General features: G+C 72.0%; 15 protein-coding genes and 1 pseudogene. 4 read left to right on the top strand and 12 right to left on the bottom strand.

Translation table 11 applies throughout. From position 1 onward, the window contains the following. The first annotated feature begins 263 nt into the window (after positions 1-263). Complete coding sequence (locus tag IE244_RS22745; protein WP_191875401.1) at positions 264-1,007, top strand: GntR family transcriptional regulator; 744 nt, start codon at positions 264-266, stop codon at positions 1,005-1,007. Here the strand turns inward: IE244_RS22745 and IE244_RS22740 are convergent. Further along, the gene (locus tag IE244_RS22740) at positions 977-1,729 is read right to left on the bottom strand and encodes a class I SAM-dependent methyltransferase (RefSeq protein ID WP_191875400.1); all 753 of its coding nucleotides are present in this window, start codon (positions 1,727-1,729) and stop codon (positions 977-979) included. The two genes, IE244_RS22745 and IE244_RS22740, sit on opposite strands and share 31 nt — an antisense overlap. A 4-nt stretch (positions 1,730-1,733) precedes the next feature. Further along, positions 1,734-2,297, bottom strand: coding sequence for a PadR family transcriptional regulator (locus tag IE244_RS22735; RefSeq protein WP_191875399.1), 564 nt, complete (start codon positions 2,295-2,297; stop codon positions 1,734-1,736). Between the two features lie 72 nt (positions 2,298-2,369). On the opposite strand from IE244_RS22735, the gene IE244_RS22730 reads away from it, so the two are divergent. Beyond that, entirely contained in the window at positions 2,370-2,795 is a 426-nt protein-coding gene (locus IE244_RS22730; protein WP_191875398.1) for a nuclear transport factor 2 family protein, read from the top strand. Positions 2,796-2,798: 3 nt separating this feature from the next. Here IE244_RS22730 and IE244_RS22725 read toward each other — a convergent pair whose 3' ends face one another. Both IE244_RS22725 and IE244_RS22720 read right to left on the bottom strand, forming a co-directional pair. Then, positions 2,799-3,671: a hypothetical protein gene (locus tag IE244_RS22725; protein ID WP_229854285.1), complete on the bottom strand. Its 873-nt coding sequence runs from the start codon at positions 3,669-3,671 to the stop codon at positions 2,799-2,801. A gap of 107 nt (positions 3,672-3,778) precedes the next feature. After that, positions 3,779-4,216, bottom strand: a complete 438-nt coding sequence (locus tag IE244_RS22720) for a nucleoside deaminase (RefSeq protein ID WP_191875397.1) — start codon at positions 4,214-4,216, stop codon at positions 3,779-3,781. Positions 4,217-4,714: 498 nt separating this feature from the next. Here IE244_RS22720 and rho point away from each other — a divergent pair, with 498 nt between their 5' ends. After that, a complete protein-coding gene (gene rho / locus IE244_RS22715; protein WP_229854284.1) occupies positions 4,715-5,863 on the top strand; it encodes a transcription termination factor Rho in 1,149 nt (382 codons plus the stop codon). Between the two features lie 101 nt (positions 5,864-5,964). Further along, positions 5,965-6,798, top strand: a pseudogene (locus IE244_RS22710) (D-alanyl-D-alanine carboxypeptidase family protein); the annotation flags it as partial. 59 nt (positions 6,799-6,857) lie between these two features. Here IE244_RS22710 and IE244_RS43010 read toward each other — a convergent pair. The 8 genes from IE244_RS43010 to IE244_RS22670 form a co-directional block, all read right to left on the bottom strand. Further along, the gene (locus IE244_RS43010; protein WP_373305767.1) at positions 6,858-8,243 is read right to left on the bottom strand and encodes a glycosyltransferase family 87 protein; all 1,386 of its coding nucleotides are present in this window, start codon (positions 8,241-8,243) and stop codon (positions 6,858-6,860) included. Continuing rightward, entirely contained in the window at positions 8,240-9,634 is a 1,395-nt protein-coding gene (mptB, locus tag IE244_RS22700) for a polyprenol phosphomannose-dependent alpha 1,6 mannosyltransferase MptB (RefSeq protein ID WP_191875395.1), read from the bottom strand. The genes IE244_RS43010 and mptB overlap by 4 nt, the downstream gene beginning before the upstream one ends. 169 nt (positions 9,635-9,803) lie before the next feature. Next, positions 9,804-10,742 carry a glutaminase gene (locus tag IE244_RS22695; RefSeq protein ID WP_031162873.1) on the bottom strand — a complete coding sequence of 313 codons (939 nt, stop codon included), beginning with the start codon at positions 10,740-10,742 and terminating at the stop codon, positions 9,804-9,806. A 50-nt stretch (positions 10,743-10,792) separates the two neighbouring features. Further along, positions 10,793-12,205 (bottom strand): aspartate ammonia-lyase, encoded by a 1,413-nt coding sequence (aspA, locus tag IE244_RS22690; protein ID WP_191875394.1) that lies wholly within the window; start codon positions 12,203-12,205, stop codon positions 10,793-10,795. Positions 12,206-12,338: 133 nt separating this feature from the next. Continuing rightward, entirely contained in the window at positions 12,339-13,355 is a 1,017-nt protein-coding gene (locus IE244_RS22685; protein ID WP_191875393.1) for an asparaginase, read from the bottom strand. Positions 13,356-13,396: 41 nt separating this feature from the next. Then, positions 13,397-14,836: an amino acid permease gene (locus IE244_RS22680; RefSeq protein ID WP_191875392.1), complete on the bottom strand. Its 1,440-nt coding sequence runs from the start codon at positions 14,834-14,836 to the stop codon at positions 13,397-13,399. After that, the gene (locus IE244_RS22675; protein ID WP_191875571.1) at positions 14,833-15,510 is read right to left on the bottom strand and encodes a FadR/GntR family transcriptional regulator; all 678 of its coding nucleotides are present in this window, start codon (positions 15,508-15,510) and stop codon (positions 14,833-14,835) included. The genes IE244_RS22680 and IE244_RS22675 overlap by 4 nt, the downstream gene beginning before the upstream one ends. Before the next feature lie 173 nt (positions 15,511-15,683). Beyond that, complete coding sequence (locus tag IE244_RS22670; protein ID WP_191875391.1) at positions 15,684-16,520, bottom strand: undecaprenyl-diphosphate phosphatase; 837 nt, start codon at positions 16,518-16,520, stop codon at positions 15,684-15,686. Positions 16,521-16,548 lie beyond the last annotated feature (28 nt).

The following is a 16,548-nucleotide window of genomic DNA, read 5'->3' as shown; positions in this document are numbered from 1 at the left end:
GCGGGTCCGGTGAGCCCCGGGCCCACAAGGCAGGCATACCGTGGGGCACGCGAGGGACCGGATGGCTCCGGGCATCGCCGACGGCCCGCGGAGGACGGCACCGCTCGACGCCCCGGACGACAGCGCTTCGCGACGGCGGGACAGCCTGGGCGGGTTTCGGCCGAACCGGTAGACCGCTCTTCCCTTGTGGTTTAGACCAATGCTAATTGTGGTCGCGCAACGAGTCCGCACGACTACTTCTTGTCACAACAGGAGGGCGCGGCATGGCCCGCACCACCCCGCACGAACCCGCCCAGAACGACGACCTGCCCCTGTACGGGCGGATCGCGGCGCTGCTGCTCGACGAACTGCGCGACGGCACCATTCCGCCGGGCGAACGACTGCCGGGCGAACGACACCTGGCCGCCCACTTCCAGGTCAGCCGGGAGACCGTCCGGCAGGCACTGGAGATGCTGCGGCGCAGCGGTCTGGTCGCCACCGACCGGCGGGGCAGCCACGCCGCGCTGCCCGCCCGGCCGGTCGACGCACCGGGAACGCCGGCCTTCCCGCTGGGCGCCCGCTCGGCGGACCCGTCCGCGGTCGACCGGTCCACGGTGACCTGGGAGACACCACCGCCGGAACACGCGCGGGCGCTGGGCCTGGCACCGCACCGGCCGACACTGGTGCACCGCTACCGGTCGGCCACACCGGACGGCCGCTCACTGCGGACGGCGGTGACGTCGTTCTCGGCGGTGGCGCTGGCCGAGGTCACCGAGCTGGCCCGCTACCGGGGCCGGGCCGACGGTGCCACTCCCGCGCATCTGCGGTGCGCCTACGACTGGATGCGCAAGGCGGGTCTGTCCCTGCATCACCGCGATGCCATCAGCCAGGTCGACGGCGCTTCCTCGGTGCGCGTGACCCGGCGCGTGCACGACCAGTACGCCCGGCCGCTGGAGATCACCGACCTCGTCGTGAACGCCGAACGTGACACCCTGGTCTACGAGTTCACGCTGCCCGCGGCGGGCTGAGTCCGCCGGGCCTCGACCAGCCGGGCCCGTGGGCTGCCGTCGCCGCGCCGTCCGAACCCGGGCAGCGCGTGCAGTTCGACGACGAACCCGGCCCGGCCCAGCTCGCCGAGCACGTCAGTGAGCCGGAAGGCCCGGTAGTACATGACGAACGGCGGCCGCCACAACGCGTTGCGCACCCGCATCACCGCGTCGAAGCCGAGCAGCGCCCAGAAGGCGGGCCGTGCCGGACGGGGCGGGGCGAGCACCGGAAAGGCGAACCGGCCGCCGGGCCGCAGGACGGAGTGGACCTGGGCGAAGAGCCCGGGCAGCTCGCGCGGCAGGAAGTGGCCGAACGCCCCGAAGGACACCACGAGATCGAAGGCGGCCCGGAACGGCAGGGCACGGGCGTCGCCGCGCACCCAGGCGACCCCGGGCCCGTCGGCGGGCCGCACCCGGTGCCGGGCGACGTCGAGCATGCCCGCGCTGAAGTCGACCCCGGTGACACTCCGGCGGCACAGCCCGGTCAGCGCTTCGACGCCCGCGCCGGTACCGCAGCACAGGTCGAGTCCGTCCTCGAACGGGCCGAGCGGGACCAGCGCCTCCGCCACCGCCTCCAGCACCTGGTCGGGTGTCCGGAAGGGGGTGTGGTCGAACTTGGGGGCGAGCAGGTCGTAGCCGTGCTCCACCGACGACAGCGCCTGCACGGCCAGTTCACGCAGCCGGGGGCCTTCAGGACCGAACATCTGCTCAGCCTAGGGCCACCCGCTCGGCCAGGACCACGAGGACCCGGTCGCACCAGCGCAGGTTCTCCTCCTCGAAGCCGATCCCGGCCATGAGGGTGAGGTAGGGGCCGACGCGGTCGGCGTCGCGGAGGTACTCGTCCTCGGTGCGGCCGTCGAGGAGGCGGGCCTGCACCCGCCGGTAGCGGTCGAGCTTTCCGCGGGACCACCCCCTGCGCTCCTCGACCAGCGCACGGGTGGTCTCGGGGTCGCCGCCGTCCATCGCCTGGATCTTGATGAGGAGTTCGTCGCGGACGGCGGTGGGCCGCTTCGGCGGCTCGGCGGCGAACGCGCTCAGCTCCGCCCGGCCCGCCTCGGTGAGCGTGAACATCCGCTTGTTCGGCCGCCGCTCCTGCTGCACCGTCCGGGCCTGGACCAGCCCGTCCTGGGCCAGGCGCTCCAGCTCCCGGTAGAGCTGCTGCGGGGTGGCGGGCCAGAAGTTCGCGAGCGAGACGTCGAACGACTTCGACAGCTCGTAGCCCGATGCCTCGCCCTCCAGCAGGGCGGCCAGGACGGCGTACTTGAGCGACATATGGACAGGCTATCAGTCGTTGATTAATCTCATCGGCACCTATTCAATAAATTGACTATGTGAGGTGGTCCGATGCGCGCGTTCCGTGAGGCGGTGGAGGCCGGGGACATGGACGCCGTCGAGGCGCTGCTGGCCGAGGACGTCGTCTTCACCAGCCCGGTCGTCTTCAAGCCGTACCCGGGCAAGGCGATCACCGCGGCGATCCTGCGCGCGGTCTCCCAGGTGTTCCAGGACTTCCGGTACGTCCGCGAGATCGGCGACGCGGCCGGCGCCGACCAGGCGCTGGTCTTCACGGCCCGCGTCGGCGACCGCGAGCTGACCGGCTGCGACTTCCTGCACGTGAACGAGGAAGGCCTGATCGACGACTTCATGGTCATGGTCCGCCCGTTGTCCGGCGCCCAGGCCCTCGCCGAGGCCATGGGCGCGCGCTTCGACCAGATCGTCAAGGATGCGCGGGCACGGTCGGCCCAGGGCCGGCCCGGCGACGTGCGGGGTTGAGGGTCAGCCCCGCAGCCGGCCCAGCGTGGACGTGGCGTCCTTCTTCAGCCAGCCGTCGACCTCGCTGAGCGAGGGCGGGTTCTTGTCCTGGTCGTAGGAGGAGAGGTAGACGCTGTAGCTCATCGTGTAGGTCACCCAGCCGTCGCGGACCGCGAGCGTGGCGTAGCGTGAGCCGCTGCTGGAAGAGCCGCTGGTGGTGTCCTGGCTGACGAGGTAGGCCTCGTCGCCGATGCCGCTGACCGTGGAGACGTCGTAACCGGTGTGGCTGTCGCCGTAGTTCTTCCACGTGGCCGTGAACTCGGGCCCCGGGTCGGTCTTCTTGTGCAGGTCCAGCTGCATGGACAGATAGGCGTCGGCGTACGACGAACCGGTCTTCTTCAGGCCGAGGCTGCAGTAGCTCTCGTCCAGCGCCGCGTTCTTGAGCGAGGTCTTGGTCGGCGAGGAGTCGCCCTCGGGATACTCGCCCTTGAAGGAGGAGTAGTCGGCGCTGGAGCACATGTTGGAGGGCGCCGAGTAGCCCCGCAGGTCCGCGCTGTCGCCCTTGCCGCCGACGAGGAGAACACCGGCCGCCCAGGCGGCGGAGGCGACGACCGCGCCGACCGCGGCCCAGAGCACCGCCTTGCCGGCCCCGCCGCCACCGGACGCGGGCACGGGCGCCGCGGGACCGAACTGGGCGGCCTGGGCGTAGGGATGCCCCGGCTGCGACGGCCCCGGCTGACCGAACTGGCCGGGCAGCGGCTGGACGGCGGGCTGGCCGATCACCGTGGGCTGCGCGTAGAACGGGCCCGGCTGCGGGGACTGCGGGTTCGGATAGGGGTAGGCCGTCGGCTGCGGCGGGACCGCCGGCTGCTGCGGGGGCTGTGGTGGCGTGGACATGTCCTGAACATAGTCGACGGTTGGCGGTGAAGTCCCTCGACGTCCTGGATCGTTACGGTCTGGGGATATCTGGGCGGCCTGCCCGGCCTGCGGGTGACGAGGCGGTGTCAGTTGGGCCGGTGGTAGGTGTCGAAGGGGACGCGTGCCTCGTCGAACAGAGCCGGGCCGTCCTGCGCCACCGTCGGCCAGTCGCCCGACTGTGGGTTGAGCGCCACGAGTTGCTCGGTGGAGAGCGCGTAGACGACCCGGCCGATGCCGGAGCGGACGATGCCGCCGGCGCACATGCCGCATGGCTGGCAGCTGGTGTACATGGTGGTGCGCGCGGCCGTGTCCGGAGCGAGTTCACGGGCAGCCCAGCGGGCGAGCTTCAGTTCCGGGTGGGCGGTGATGTCGTCGTCGCGCCGTACCGTGTTGTGGGCCTCGGCCAGGATCGCGCCGTCGGGGCCGGCCAGCAGGGAACCGTACGGTGCGTCGCCCAGGGTGACCGCGCGGGCCGCGATGGCGATGGCGCGCCGCAGGAGGCTCTCGTCGGCAGTGGTGATCATGATGGTTCCTCGAAGTCCGTCACGCTGACGCCACGTTGTATGCCCCGAGGGTATGCCGGTGATCACGGCAGACGGAATCCGGCCGGTCCTGACCAGCGGCAGATCCGCGCTCCCGCTGTAGTGCGGCCATCCCCTCGACCCCGCCGGGCATCCCGCGCCGACGGTCTCCGGGCAGCAACCGGAGGGCGGCTCACGCGGGCTCAGGAGGGAATGGACGCGGACGTCCTCTTGTTGACCCGGGCGAACGCATGGGTATAGTGCGGTCAGTGCATGTGCGTGTCCCGTCGTACGGACACCGATGCGGTTCTCTCTCCACCAGCCCCTCGGCCGAGGCTTCCGACCGGCCCGGGCTTCTTCTCCGCAGCACCTCGTGACCAGGGCGTCCGTGCCGTACCCGAGGTGCCGTTCCCGCCGCCCGGAGGCAGCTGTCCGCTCCTCCCGCTCGCGGCCTCTCCCCCTTCCCGCCTGTCTTCTTCCGTCCGTGAAAGGACTCCCGCCATGACCATCACACTCGAACACCCTCCCGTGGTCCAGCAGCCACCGGCCTCCCCGCTCGTCACCGGTGTTCTGGACATCGACGCGCACGGGAAGGGGCACCTGCGGGCCGCGAGCCTCCTCTCCTCCCCCGCCGACCCGCAGGTCCCTTCGGCCCTGATCCGGCGCCACGGGCTGCGCAAGGGCGACCTCGTCGAGGGCGTCCGGGGCACCCAGCGCGCCCTCACCGAGGTCACGCGCGTCGACGGCCGCGAACCGGCGGGCCTGCGCGGCCGGCGCCACTTCCGCGACCTCACCCCGCTCCACCCGCACGACCGCATCCGTCTCGAACACCCCGCGTCCGGACCGGCCGGCCGGGTCGCGGATCTCTTCGCACCGGTCGGCAAGGGACAGCGCGGGCTGATCGTGGCTCCGCCGAAGAGCGGCAAGACCGTGCTCCTCCAGCAGCTCGCGGCCGCCGTGGCCGGCAACCACCCCGAGTGCCGGCTGATGGTCCTGCTGCTGGACGAGCGCCCCGAGGAGGTCACCGAGATGCGCCGCTCGGTGCGCGGCGAGGTGTACGCCTCCACCTTCGACCGGACGCCCAAGGAGCACATCGCCCTCGCCGAACTGGTCGTCGAGCGGGCCAAGCGCCTGGTGGAGGCCGGTGAGGACGTCGTCGTCCTGCTGGACTCGCTGACCCGGCTGTGCCGGGCCCACAACAACGCCTCCGCCGCCGGCGGCCGCACCCTGAGCGGCGGTGTCGACGCGGGCGCGCTGCTCGGCCCCAAGCGGTTCTTCGGCGCCGCCCGCCAGGCCGAGGAGGGCGGCTCGCTGACCATCCTGGCCACGGTCCTGGTGGACACCGGCTCCCGCGCCGACGGCTACTACTTCGAGGAGCTGAAAAGCACGGGCAACATGGAGCTGCGGCTCGACCGGGAAGCCGCCGCCCGCCGCCTCTTCCCCGCCGTGGACCTCGACGCCACCGGCACCCGCCGCGAGGAACTCCTGCTCAGTGCGGCCGAGTTGACGGCCACACACGGCCTGCGCCGGGTGCTGCGCACTCGTGAGGGCGGTCCGTCCGGCCTGGAGACCCTCCTGGAGCGGCTGCGCTCCACTCCCGACAACGCCACGTTCCTGCGGCAGATCCGGCCCACCCTGCCCGGCGGCTGACACCACCCGCGGCCGGCCGGGGTGCGGCATCCGGGTTGCTCCCCTGGGCCGAACGGCCCCGACAGCGCGAGGGATGACGCCCCCGTTCGTACGTTGATCATATGTTCACAGCCCTTTCTCATCGGGCGGCCGTGTCGGCTTGTTCCCTGTGCGTGGCGGGCGTGCTGGCACTCGCGCCGGCCACCGCCTCCGCGCAGACCCGCGCCGGGGAGCCCGCCCCGCCAGGCCCCCGGGCGGCGATGCCCGGGCCGTCCCTGCTCTACCGCTCCGGCACCCAGGTCCGGCCGCGCCAGGGGGTGCCCGAGGTGCCTGAGGTGTCGGCGCTGTCCTGGGTGGTGGCCGACGCGGACAACGGGGAGGTGCTCGCCGCGAACGACGCGCACCGCAAGCTGCCGCCCGCGAGCACCCTGAAGACGCTGTTCGCCCTCACCGTGCTGCCGACGCTGCCCGCCGGGATGCAGCACACCGTGCAGAACGCGGAGCTGGCGGACATCGGCCCGGGCAGCAGCCTGGTCGGCGTCGAGGAGGGACACTCCTACCACGTGGCCGACCTGTGGCGCGGCGTCTTCCTCAGCTCCGGCAACGACGCCGTGCACGTGCTCGCCTCGCTGAACGGCGGCTGGCAGGCCACGGTCACGCGGATGCAGGCCAAGGCACGCTCGCTCGGCGCCCTGGACACCCATGTCGTGTCCCCCGACGGCTACGACGCCCCCGGCCAGGTGTCCTCCGCCTACGACCTGGCGGTCTTCGGCCGGGACGGGCTGCGCAATCCCGACTTCGCCCGCTACTGCTCCACCGCCCAGGCGCAGTTCCCCGGTGAGGGCTCGTCGTACGGCATCGAGAACACCAACCGGCTGCTGACCGGCGAGGACGGGGTGGCGCCGTATCCGGGGCTGATCGGCATCAAGAACGGCTACACCACCAACGCGGGCAACACCCTCGTGGCCGCGGCCCGCCGGGGCGGGCACACGCTGATGGCGACCGTGATGAACCCTCAGGAAGGCGGCGGACTGACCGTGTACGAGGAGGCACGCCAACTGCTCGACTGGGGCTTCGCGGCGGCCGGGCGGGTCGATCCGGTCGGCTCGCTGGACGGGCTGCGCGCCAAGTCGTCCCCGGCGTCCGCCGCGCCGGTGGCCGCGGCCACCTCATCGGCGCAGGACGACCCGGACTGGTCGGGCACCGCCGTCGTCGTGGGGCTCTCGGGGCTCGGCGCGGGGGCCGTGGCGCTGGCGTTGCGGGCCAGGGGCCGCAGAGGCGCGCGCGACTGACCCGTCGGCAGGCCGAGCAGCAGACCCAGCGTGATCCATGTGTAGGTGTTGCTGCCGAGGAGGCCGCCGATGCCGGAGGCGTCGTCGTACCACAGCCAGACCACGCTCGTGCACAGCACCGCATACAGGGCGCTCGCGATCCGCGGGCGTCCGGCGCGCACCAGTACGGCGAAGGACGGCAGCAGCCACACGAGGTGGTGCACCCAGGTGATGGGGCTGACCAGGCAGGCCGCCGCCCCGGTGAGCGCGAAGGCCGCCGTCCAGTCGCCGGCCGTCACCGCCCGGCGGGCCCGCCACGCCCAGACGCACAGGGTCAGCAGGACCGCCGTCGCCCACAGCGGGCGGCTGGGTTCGCCGAGGCGGGCCAGCACGCCCTGGAGCGACTGGTTGGACACATAGGCGAGCCGGCCCACCCGGCCGGTGTCCCACAGCGCCTCGGTCCAGTAGACCCGGGACGCCCCGGGGTCCGCCCAGGCGGCCAGCGCGCTCGCGACGGCGGCGACGGCCGTGGCGAGGCCGGCCGCCCGGCGCCGCCCGGAGAGCAGCAGCAGGCCGATGAACAGGGCGGGCGTGAGCTTCACGGCGGCGGCGAGCCCGATCCCGGCGCCCGCCAGGCGGTCCCGGCCGGTCGCCAGCAGCAGGCAGTCACCGAGGACGAGGGCGAGCAGCGCCAGGTTGACCTGGCCGAAGCTGAAGGTGTCCCGCAGCGGTTCGAACAGGGCGAGCAGGCACAGGCACAGCGACCAGCGGTACCAGCCGTGGCGCCGCCAGTCGGGCCCGGCCAGGACTCGCAGGACCACCGCCAGGGCGGCCAGGTTGACCAGCAGGGACGCCACGATCGCCGAGGTCCGGTCGAGCAGGGCCAGCGGCAGCATGGCGAGCGCCGCGAACGGCGGGTAGGTGAAGCCGTAGGAGGTGCCCGGCACCCGGTAGTCGTAGATCCGGCCGCCGTGGTGCGCCCAGGTGTGCACGGTGCCGTAGTAGACGCGCAGGTCGAAGAAGCCGCGCAGCAGCGGCACGGTGGCGGTGAAGACCGTGACGGCCACGGCGAGGGCGAGCACCAGCAGCACGCGGCCGCGGTCCGTACGGGGTCGCAGCGGCCCGCTCACGCCGTGCGTCCCGGAGCCGGGGCCTGCGCCGCCTGGTGGGCCTGCCACAGGACGACCACGCCGAGCACCCCGCCGGAGACGGCGAGTACCAGCTGGCCGAGGTCGGCCGGACCGCCGCTCGGCAGGACGGCGAGGGCGAGGACGCCGGCCAGGGCCGCGACCCGGTGCCGTACCGAGGTGTCGGGCGCGCCGGCGGCGATGAGGAACAGGCCCCACAGCACGTACCAGGGGCGGATCGCCGGGCCGAACACGGCGACCGTGAGCAGGCTGAGGCCGAGGGCGTACACCGGTCTCGGGCGCAGCCGGAGCCAAATCAGCGCCACGGCGACGGCGGTGGCCGCGAGCCCGAGCAGGTGCCAGGCAGGAACGGCCAGCGGGGCCAGGCTGCTGCCGAGGTGTTTCAGCAGAGCGCCGGTGGCGCGGCCTGCCAGGCTGGTCAGGGCCCAGTTCTGCGGGGAGACGGGGGTGGTCAGGGCGCCGATCCAGCCGTAGCCGGTGCCGGCGACGGCGGTGGCGGCGACCGTGGTCAGGGCGGAGGCGGCCGCCGTGGTCAGGACGGCCGGCAGCGGGCGGCGGCCGGCCCGGATCTGCAGGGCCAGGACGGCGAGCAGGCCGAGGGCCGCGGGTGCCTTGACCAGCGCGGCGAGGGTGACGAGGACGGCCCCGACGGCGGGCCAGCGGCCACGCGCGGCGACCAGCCCGAGGCCGAGCATGCCGAGCATGATGGCGTCGTTGTGGGCACCGGCCACCAGGTGCAGCAGGACCAGCGGATTGAGGGCGCCGAGCCACAGCGCGGCGGCGGGGTCTGCGCCGCTGTGCCGCGCCAGGCGGGGCAGCGCCGCCGCCATCAGGGCCACGCCGAGCAGGGCGACCAGGCGCATGCCCAGCAGGCCGGCCGGGAGCTGGCCGCGGGTCAGGCCCGCCAGGGCGGAGGCCACGGCCAGGAAGGCGGGCCCGTAGGGGGCGCCGGTGTGCTGCCACATCGGGGCGACCTCGTCGGCGAGCGGGCCGCCGAGCATGGCGGGCCCCTGGGCGTAGACGTCCATGTGGGCGTCGGCCATGGCGCCCTGCGCGAGGTAGCTGTAGACGTCCCGGCTGAACAGCGGCGGTGCGAGCAGCAGCGGGGCCGCCCACACGGCGAGCACCAGCAGCAGGGCGCGCGGGGTGGGCGGCTGGGGGCCGCGTACCAGGCGGCCGAGCAGCACCCAGGCGGCGACGAGCAGCACGACACCGAAGTACACCCCGACCAGGCCGAGCGCGGCCTTGACCGAGGCGGAGGCCAGCACGTCCTGGACGGGCAGGGCACCGGAGGTCTCACCGCCCAGCGCGAGGGAGGCGGTGCCGGCCAGCCCGAGCAACTGGCAGCGGCGGAGATCGACGGGGAATGCCATGGCCAACACTGGGGCAGCGTGTCAACGCCGGATGGCCGGAAGGCGACGGTGGCCCTGCCGGGTGGGGGCGACGATGTAACTGGTGAGTGCGGGTGGGTGGCCGGCTGCGGGTACGCCGGGGCTTGTGCTCCGCCAGGTTCTCGGCGCCGCCCGATGGAAAGGGGCGTCCTCAGAACACCGACAGACCCGTCAGTGTCGTGAACAGGTCCAGGGCCGCCACGCCGGCCACCGAGTTGCCGCGTTCGTCCAGCCCCGGGCTCCACACGCACAGGGTGCACCGGCCCGGTACGACCGCGATGATCCCGCCTCCGACCCCGCTCTTGCCGGGCAGCCCCACGCGGTAGGCGAAGTTCCCGGCCGCGTCGTACGTCCCGCAGGTCAGCATCACCGCGTTGACCTGCTTGGCCTGGCTGCGGGTGAGCAGGCGGCTGCCGTCGGCGCGGATGCCGTGCCGGGCGAGGAAGCCGGTGGCGAGAGCCAGGTCGGCGCAGGAGGCGGTGATGGAACACTGCCGGAAGTACTGGTCGAGCAGGGTCGGCACGTCGTTGTCGATGTTGCCGTAGGACGCCATGAAATGGGCGAGGGCGGCGTTGCGGTCGCCGTGGGCGGTCTCGGAGGCGGCGACCTCCTGGTCGAAGTCCAGGGAGGTGTTGCCGCTCTCGGCGCGCAGAAAGGCCAGCAGCTCCCCGGCCGCGTCCCCGGTACGGGTCTGGAGGCGGTCGGTGACGACGAGGGCGCCCGCGTTGATGAAAGGATTCCGCGGGATGCCGTTCTCGTACTCCAGCTGGACCAGGGAGTTGAAGGGGTTGCCGGAGGGCTCGCGGCCCACGTGCTCCCAGAGCTCGTCCCCCTCGCGGGCCAGGTCCAGGGCGAGGGTGAAGACCTTGGTGACGGACTGCGTGGAGAACGGCTCGCGCCACTCCCCCACCCCGTACACCGTGCCGTCCAGCTCGGCGACGGCCATGCCGAACCGGCGGGGATCGAGCGCGGCGAGAGCCGGTATGTAGTCGGCGGCCCGGCCGCGGCCGGGCGTGCGCTCCATCTCCTCGGCGATGCGCTCCAGGACCGGCAGGAAGGTGAGGGACGACGTCGTTGTCATGATCACCATTGTGCCTCCCGCTCGGTCCCGAAGCGCAATCGGCCGTACGTCGCCGCAGGTCAAGCGGCCGGTGCCCCGCTGCCCGCGACGACCTCGGGGCGCAGCAGCTCGGCGAGCCGCTCGGCCGGCAGCAGGCCCTTCTCCAGCACCAGTTCGGCCACTCCGCGGCCCGTGACGAGGGCCTCCTTGGCGATGTCGGTCGCGGCGGTGTAGCCGATGTGCGGGTTGAGCGCGGTGACCAGGCCGATGGAGTTCTCGACCGTGGCGCGCAGCCGCTCGGTGTTGGCGGTGATGCCGTTCACGCACCGCTCGGCCAGCGTCAGACAGGCGCTGCGCAGGTGCGTGATCGACTCCGACAGCGAGTGCAGGATGATCGGCTCGAAGGCGTTGAGCTGCAGCTGTCCGGCCTCGGCGGCCATGGTGATGGCGACGTCGTTGCCGATCACCTCGAAGGCGACCTGGTTGACCACCTCGGGGATCACCGGGTTGACCTTGCCCGGCATGATGGACGAACCGGCCTGGACCGGCGGCAGGTTGATCTCGCCGAGGCCTGCGCGCGGCCCGGAGGACAGCAGCCGCAGGTCGTTGCAGCTCTTGGAGAGCTTGACCGCGATCCGCTTGAGCACGCCGGACATCTGGACGAAGGCACCGCAGTCCTGGGTGGCCTCGACCAGGTTGGCGGCGGTGACCAGGGGCAGCCCGGTGATCGCCGACAGATGGCGGCGGGCGGCCTCGGCGTAACCGGCGGGCGCGTTGAGCCCCGTGCCGATCGCCGTGGCGCCCAGGTTGATCTCATGGATCAGCTCGACGGCCTCGGCGAGACGGCTGCGGTCCTCCTCGATCATGACGGCATAGGCGGAGAACTCCTGGCCGAGCGTCATCGGCACCGCGTCCTGCAACTGGGTACGGCCCATCTTGAGCACCTCACGGAACTCGACGGCCTTGCGGGCGAAGGCGTCCTGCAGGACGGCCATCGCCTTGAGCAGTCCACGGACCGCGAACACTGTCGCCACCTTGACGGCGGTCGGGTAGACGTCATTGGTCGACTGGCCGAGGTTGACGTGCTCGTTGGGGTGCAGCCGGGTGTACTCGCCCTTGGCGTGGCCGAGCATTTCCAGCGCGCGGTTCGCCACGACCTCGTTGGCGTTCATGTTCGTGGACGTGCCGGCGCCGCCCTGGATGACGTCGACGACGAACTGGTCGTGCAGCTTGCCCGCCCGGATCTCCTGGCAGGCGGCGACGATCGCGCGCGCCTTCTCCGGCTCCAGCAGGCCGAGTTCCTCGTTGGCGAGAGCGGCGGCCTCCTTGACGGCGGCCAGGGCGTCGATCAGATGCGGGTAGGCGGAGATCGGGGTGCCCGTGATGGGGAAGTTCTCCGTCGCGCGCAGGGTGTGCACACCCCAGTACGCGTCGGCGGGCACGTCACGGTCACCGAGCAGATCGTGTTCGCTGCGGGTGAGGGCGGCGGTCATGGGGAAACGGTCCTCTTTCTGAGGTACGGAGGTGAAGGCGCCCCGTCAGGGGCGCGGGGAACTGCGCGGTCGGCCACAGACGGCCGACAGACCGGCGACGGCCCGCGGTCCCCGTTGTGACAGCGGCGCATCCCTACGCGCAGGCAGGAAGCTCGACAGGGTCCAGCGCACGCACCGCACGCACACACCCCACCGGCTCCCCACCCCCGAGCAGCGGCTCCCCCGCGAACTCGGTCAGCAGCCGGGGATCCACGCCCGCGCGCGCGAGCGCGGCCGCGGCCACCGGAATCCGCGCCCGGTTCGCCCCGTCGGCGATCTTCACGGCGATCGCACGGCCGTCCGGCAGCGCAGCGACCTGCACGCCCTCGAACCCGTCCTTGGCGAGCAGCCCCGGGACGGCCCGCATCAGCGCGGCCACGTCCCGCCCCGAGCCGGAGGCCATCTCGGCGTGCGAGCGCATCGCGTCGGCGACCCGCGCCTCGGGCGTGCCGGGGGCGGCCGAGGCGATGCGGGACAGGGCACGGGCGAGCCCGTGCAGGGAGATGGAGAAGAGCGGCGCGCCGCAGCCGTCCACGGTGACCCGGGCGACCCGCTGGCCGGTCAGGTCCTCGACGATCTCCTCGATCGCCTGCTGCAGCGGGTGCCGGGGATCGAGGTAGTCCTCCAGGGACCAGCCGTTGAGCCTGGCGGTCCACAGCATGGCCGCGTGCTTGCCGGAGCAGTTCTGGGCGAGCCGGGAGGGCGTGCGGCCCTCGCGCACCCAGACGTCCCGGACCGCGGGGTCGAACGGCATGTCGGGGACGTTGCGCAGGTCGTCCTCGGTGAGCCCGGCGAGTCCGAGGATGCGCCGGGTGCCGGCGAGGTGGCGTTCCTCGCCCGAGTGGCTCGCGGCGGCCAGCGACAGCAGCTCGCCGTCGAGCGGCAGTCCGGCCCGCAGCATGGCCACGGCCTGCAGCGGCTTGACGGCCGAGCGCGGGTAGAAGGCGGCCTCGATGTCGCCGAGCTGGAACTGCACCCGTCCGTCGGCGCCGAGGACGACGACGGAGCCGTAGTGGATGCCCTCGACGACCCCGCCGCGGACGAGGTGGGCGACGGGAGCGTGGAGGGGTTCGCGTATGACGGGTGCGTCGGCGGGGGAACTGCTGTACATCACTGCCTGTATCGAGGGGTCGGGGCGGTCCGGGTCGCGGGTCACGCGTCGGCGCCGGTGGACATGCGCGCTATGCGGCCGCGGATGCCGTACCAGCCCGCGACCAGCACTGCGACGATCAGCGGCAGACAGAGCACGGTGGTGCGTCCGGCGCCGCCGTCGGCGTACATGAGGACCAGGACGGAGGCGAGGAACGCCAGCGTCACGATTTCGGTCCAGGGGGAGCCCGGCAGCCGGTAGGACGGCCGGGTCAGTTCGCCCTTCCGGGTCTTCCGCCAGAAGAGGACGTGACAGAGCATGATCATGCCCCAGGTCGCGAGGATGCCGATCGCCGCGAAGTTGAGGACGATCTCGAACGCGTCGGCGGGGACGACGTAGTTGAGGCCCACGCCGAGGACACACATACCGCTGGTGAGCAGGATTCCGCCGTACGGGACCTGGCTGCGGCTCATCTTCGCGGTGAACCTCGGGGCCGAGCCGCTCATGGCCATGGAGCGCAGGATGCGGCCGGTGGAGTACAGCCCGGAGTTCAGCGAGGACATGGCCGCGGTCAGCACGACCAGGTTCATCACGCCGCCGGCCGCCGGGACACCGATGTGCGACAGGACGGTCACGAAGGGGCTCTCGCCGGCGCTGTACTTGTTCCAGGGCAGCAGCATCGAGAGCAGGACGACGGAGCCGACGTAGAACAGGCCCACGCGCCACATGATCGAGTTGATCGCCTTCGGCATGATCTTCTCGGGGTTCTCGGTCTCGCCGGCGGCGACACCGACCAGCTCGACGGAGGCGTAAGCGAAGACGACGCCCTGGATGATCAGGAGCATGGGCAGCAGGCCGTCGGGGAAGACGCCGCCGTTGTCGGTGATCAGAGCGGGGCCGGGGTGGTGACCGTCGACCGGGTGCTGGGTGACCAGCAGGAAGATGCCGATCGCCATGAAGACCACGAGCGCGCCGACCTTGACGATCGCGAACCAGAACTCCAGTTCGCCGAAGATCTTGACCGAGATCAGATTGACGGTCAACACGACGGCCAGGGCGATCAATGCGATCAACCATTGAGGGATGTCCGAGAACATGCCCCAGTAGTGCGTGTACGTGGCGACCGCGGTGATGTCGGCGATGCCGGTGGTCGCCCAGTTCAGGAAGTACATCCAGCCCGCGGTGTAGGCGCCCTTCTCGCCCAGGAACTCCCGGGCGTAGGACACGAAGGCCCCGGAGGAGGGGCGGTACAGCACGAGCTCGCCGAGGGCCCGGACGACCAGGAAGGCGAAGACGCCGCAGACGGCGTACGCGATGAACAGGGAGGGTCCGGCGTCGGCGAGCCGGCCGCCCGCGCCGAGGAAGAGGCCGGTGCCTATGGCACCGCCGATGGCGATCATGTTGACGTGCCGGTGCTTCAGGCCTTTGCTGTAGCCGGCGTCTCCGGCGTCGACATGGCCGGACGAGGGGCGCGTCTCGTCTTTGAGGTGCTGCTCGCTCACGCCTCGGGTCCGCCTTCCATGGGGAGGTCCGTGCGCTGGGGACGCACGATGTCGGTGAGGGTCGTCTCGACGCGGTCCAGATGGTGGCTCATGGCCTCCACCGCGTCGTGCTCGGAACCGTCGATCAGCGCCTCGACGATCGCCCGGTGCTCGCGGTTGGACTGCTCGCGGCGCCCGCCCAGCTCGTTGAGGAAGGCCGACTGACGCGCCAGTGCGTCACGGATCTCCTCGATGACCCGGCGGAAGACCGGGTTCTGGGCGGCCTCGGCCACGGCGAGGTGGAAGAGGGTGTCCATCGCGACCCAGGCGGTGGTGTCCGTCTCCCGCTCCATGCGGTCGAGCAGGTGGGCCAGGTGGTCCAGGTCCTCCGGGGTGCGGCGTGCGGCCGCGTATCCGGCGACCGGGATCTCGATGTGCCGGCGCACCTCCAGCAGGTCGCTGGCCGCGTAGTCGCCGAACGTGGGGTCCTCGACGGCGTTCGCGACGACGAAGGTGCCCTTGCCGGTCCGGGAGACCGTCAGGCCCATCGTCTGCAGGGCGCGCAGCGCCTCGCGCAGCACGGGCCGGGACACCTCCAGCGTGCGGCACAGCTCGGCCTCGGAAGGGAGCTTGTCGCCTATGGCGTACTCGCCGCGCTCGATGGCACCGCGGAGGTGGGCGAGGACCGCTTCCATGGCGCTGACGCGCCGCGGGGCCCGACCACCTGTCTGGCTGTCTGACAGGTTCACGGGAGCGATCCTGCGGGTTGCGCGCCCGGACTGTCAAGGCATCCCGTAAGGAAACATTCACGGGGTGCGGCGCCTGAATGCAGGCATCCGCACCCCGTGGGTGATCAGCAGGGTTTCACTCAGGCGTTGAGCGTGCCCGTGGCGAGCAGGCCGAGCAGGCCCACGCCGATGACGATGCGGTAGATCACGAAGGCGTTGAAGGAGTGCTTGGCGACGAACTTCAGCAGCCACGCGATGGAGGCGTAGGCCACCACGAACGACACGATGGTGCCGACGGCCAGCGGCGCGGCGCCCACGCCCGCCCCGAGGGCGTCCTTGAGCTCGTAGATGCCGGCGCCGGTCAGGGCGGGGATGCCGAGGAAGAACGACAGACGGGTGGCGGCGACACGGTCCAGGTCCAGGATGAGCGCGGTGGACATGGTGGCGCCGGAGCGGGAGAAGCCGGGGAAGAGCAGGGCGAGGATCTGGGAGCAGCCGACCCACATCGCGTCCTTGAACGAGGTGTCGTCCTCACCGCGCTTGTGCCGGCCCATCTGGTCGGCGGCCCACATCACGGCGGAGCCGACGATCAGGGAGCCGGCGACCACCCAGAGCGAGGCGAGGGGGCCGTCGATCAGCGGCTTGGCGGCGAGGCCGACCACCACGATCGGGATGGTGGCGGCGATCACCCACCAGGCGAACTTGTAGTCGTGGTGGTAACGCTCCTCGCGGTGGGTCAGACCGCGGAACCACGCGGAGACGATCCGCTTGATGTCCTTGAAGAAGTACACGAGCACGGCGGCGATGGCGCCGACCTGGATGACGGCCGAGAAACCGACGACGGACTTGTCGTCGACGGGAATGTCCATGAGCCCCTCGGCGATCTTCAGGTGACCCGTGGAGGACACCGGGAGGAACTCGGTCACCCCCTCGACTACTCCGAGGACGACGGCCTGACCGACGGAGATGGCGCTCATGGGATCCAGTTCTGGGGAGAGTTGGTCG

The sequence above is a fragment of the Streptomyces filipinensis genome (genome assembly GCF_014649495.1).
In the GTDB taxonomy this organism is placed as follows: domain Bacteria; phylum Actinomycetota; class Actinomycetes; order Streptomycetales; family Streptomycetaceae; genus Streptomyces; species Streptomyces filipinensis.
The sequence above is the reverse complement of the archived record's forward strand: the minus strand, read 5'-3'. Positions and strand labels throughout refer to the sequence as shown.

Bases quoted from the DNA above. Each gene is read 5' to 3' on its own strand.
- IE244_RS22670 (WP_191875391.1), bottom strand. From the start codon at position 16,520: ATGAGCGCCATCTCCGTCGGTCAGGCCGTCGTCCTCGGAGTAGTCGAG.
- IE244_RS22675 (WP_191875571.1), bottom strand. From the start codon at position 15,510: ATGGAAGCGGTCCTCGCCCACCTCCGCGGTGCCATCGAGCGCGGCGAG.
- rho (WP_229854284.1), top strand. From the start codon at position 4,715: ATGACCATCACACTCGAACACCCTCCCGTGGTCCAGCAGCCACCGGCC.
- IE244_RS22740 (WP_191875400.1), bottom strand. From the start codon at position 1,729: ATGTTCGGTCCTGAAGGCCCCCGGCTGCGTGAACTGGCCGTGCAGGCG.
- IE244_RS22745 (WP_191875401.1), top strand. From the start codon at position 264: ATGGCCCGCACCACCCCGCACGAACCCGCCCAGAACGACGACCTGCCC.
- IE244_RS22720 (WP_191875397.1), bottom strand. From the start codon at position 4,216: ATGATCACCACTGCCGACGAGAGCCTCCTGCGGCGCGCCATCGCCATC.
- IE244_RS22685 (WP_191875393.1), bottom strand. From the start codon at position 13,355: ATGTACAGCAGTTCCCCCGCCGACGCACCCGTCATACGCGAACCCCTC.
- IE244_RS22735 (WP_191875399.1), bottom strand. From the start codon at position 2,297: ATGTCGCTCAAGTACGCCGTCCTGGCCGCCCTGCTGGAGGGCGAGGCA.
- mptB (WP_191875395.1), bottom strand. From the start codon at position 9,634: ATGGCATTCCCCGTCGATCTCCGCCGCTGCCAGTTGCTCGGGCTGGCC.
- IE244_RS22730 (WP_191875398.1), top strand. From the start codon at position 2,370: ATGCGCGCGTTCCGTGAGGCGGTGGAGGCCGGGGACATGGACGCCGTC.
- IE244_RS22725 (WP_229854285.1), bottom strand. From the start codon at position 3,671: ATGTCCACGCCACCACAGCCCCCGCAGCAGCCGGCGGTCCCGCCGCAG.
- aspA (WP_191875394.1), bottom strand. From the start codon at position 12,205: ATGACCGCCGCCCTCACCCGCAGCGAACACGATCTGCTCGGTGACCGT.
- IE244_RS22695 (WP_031162873.1), bottom strand. From the start codon at position 10,742: ATGGTGATCATGACAACGACGTCGTCCCTCACCTTCCTGCCGGTCCTG.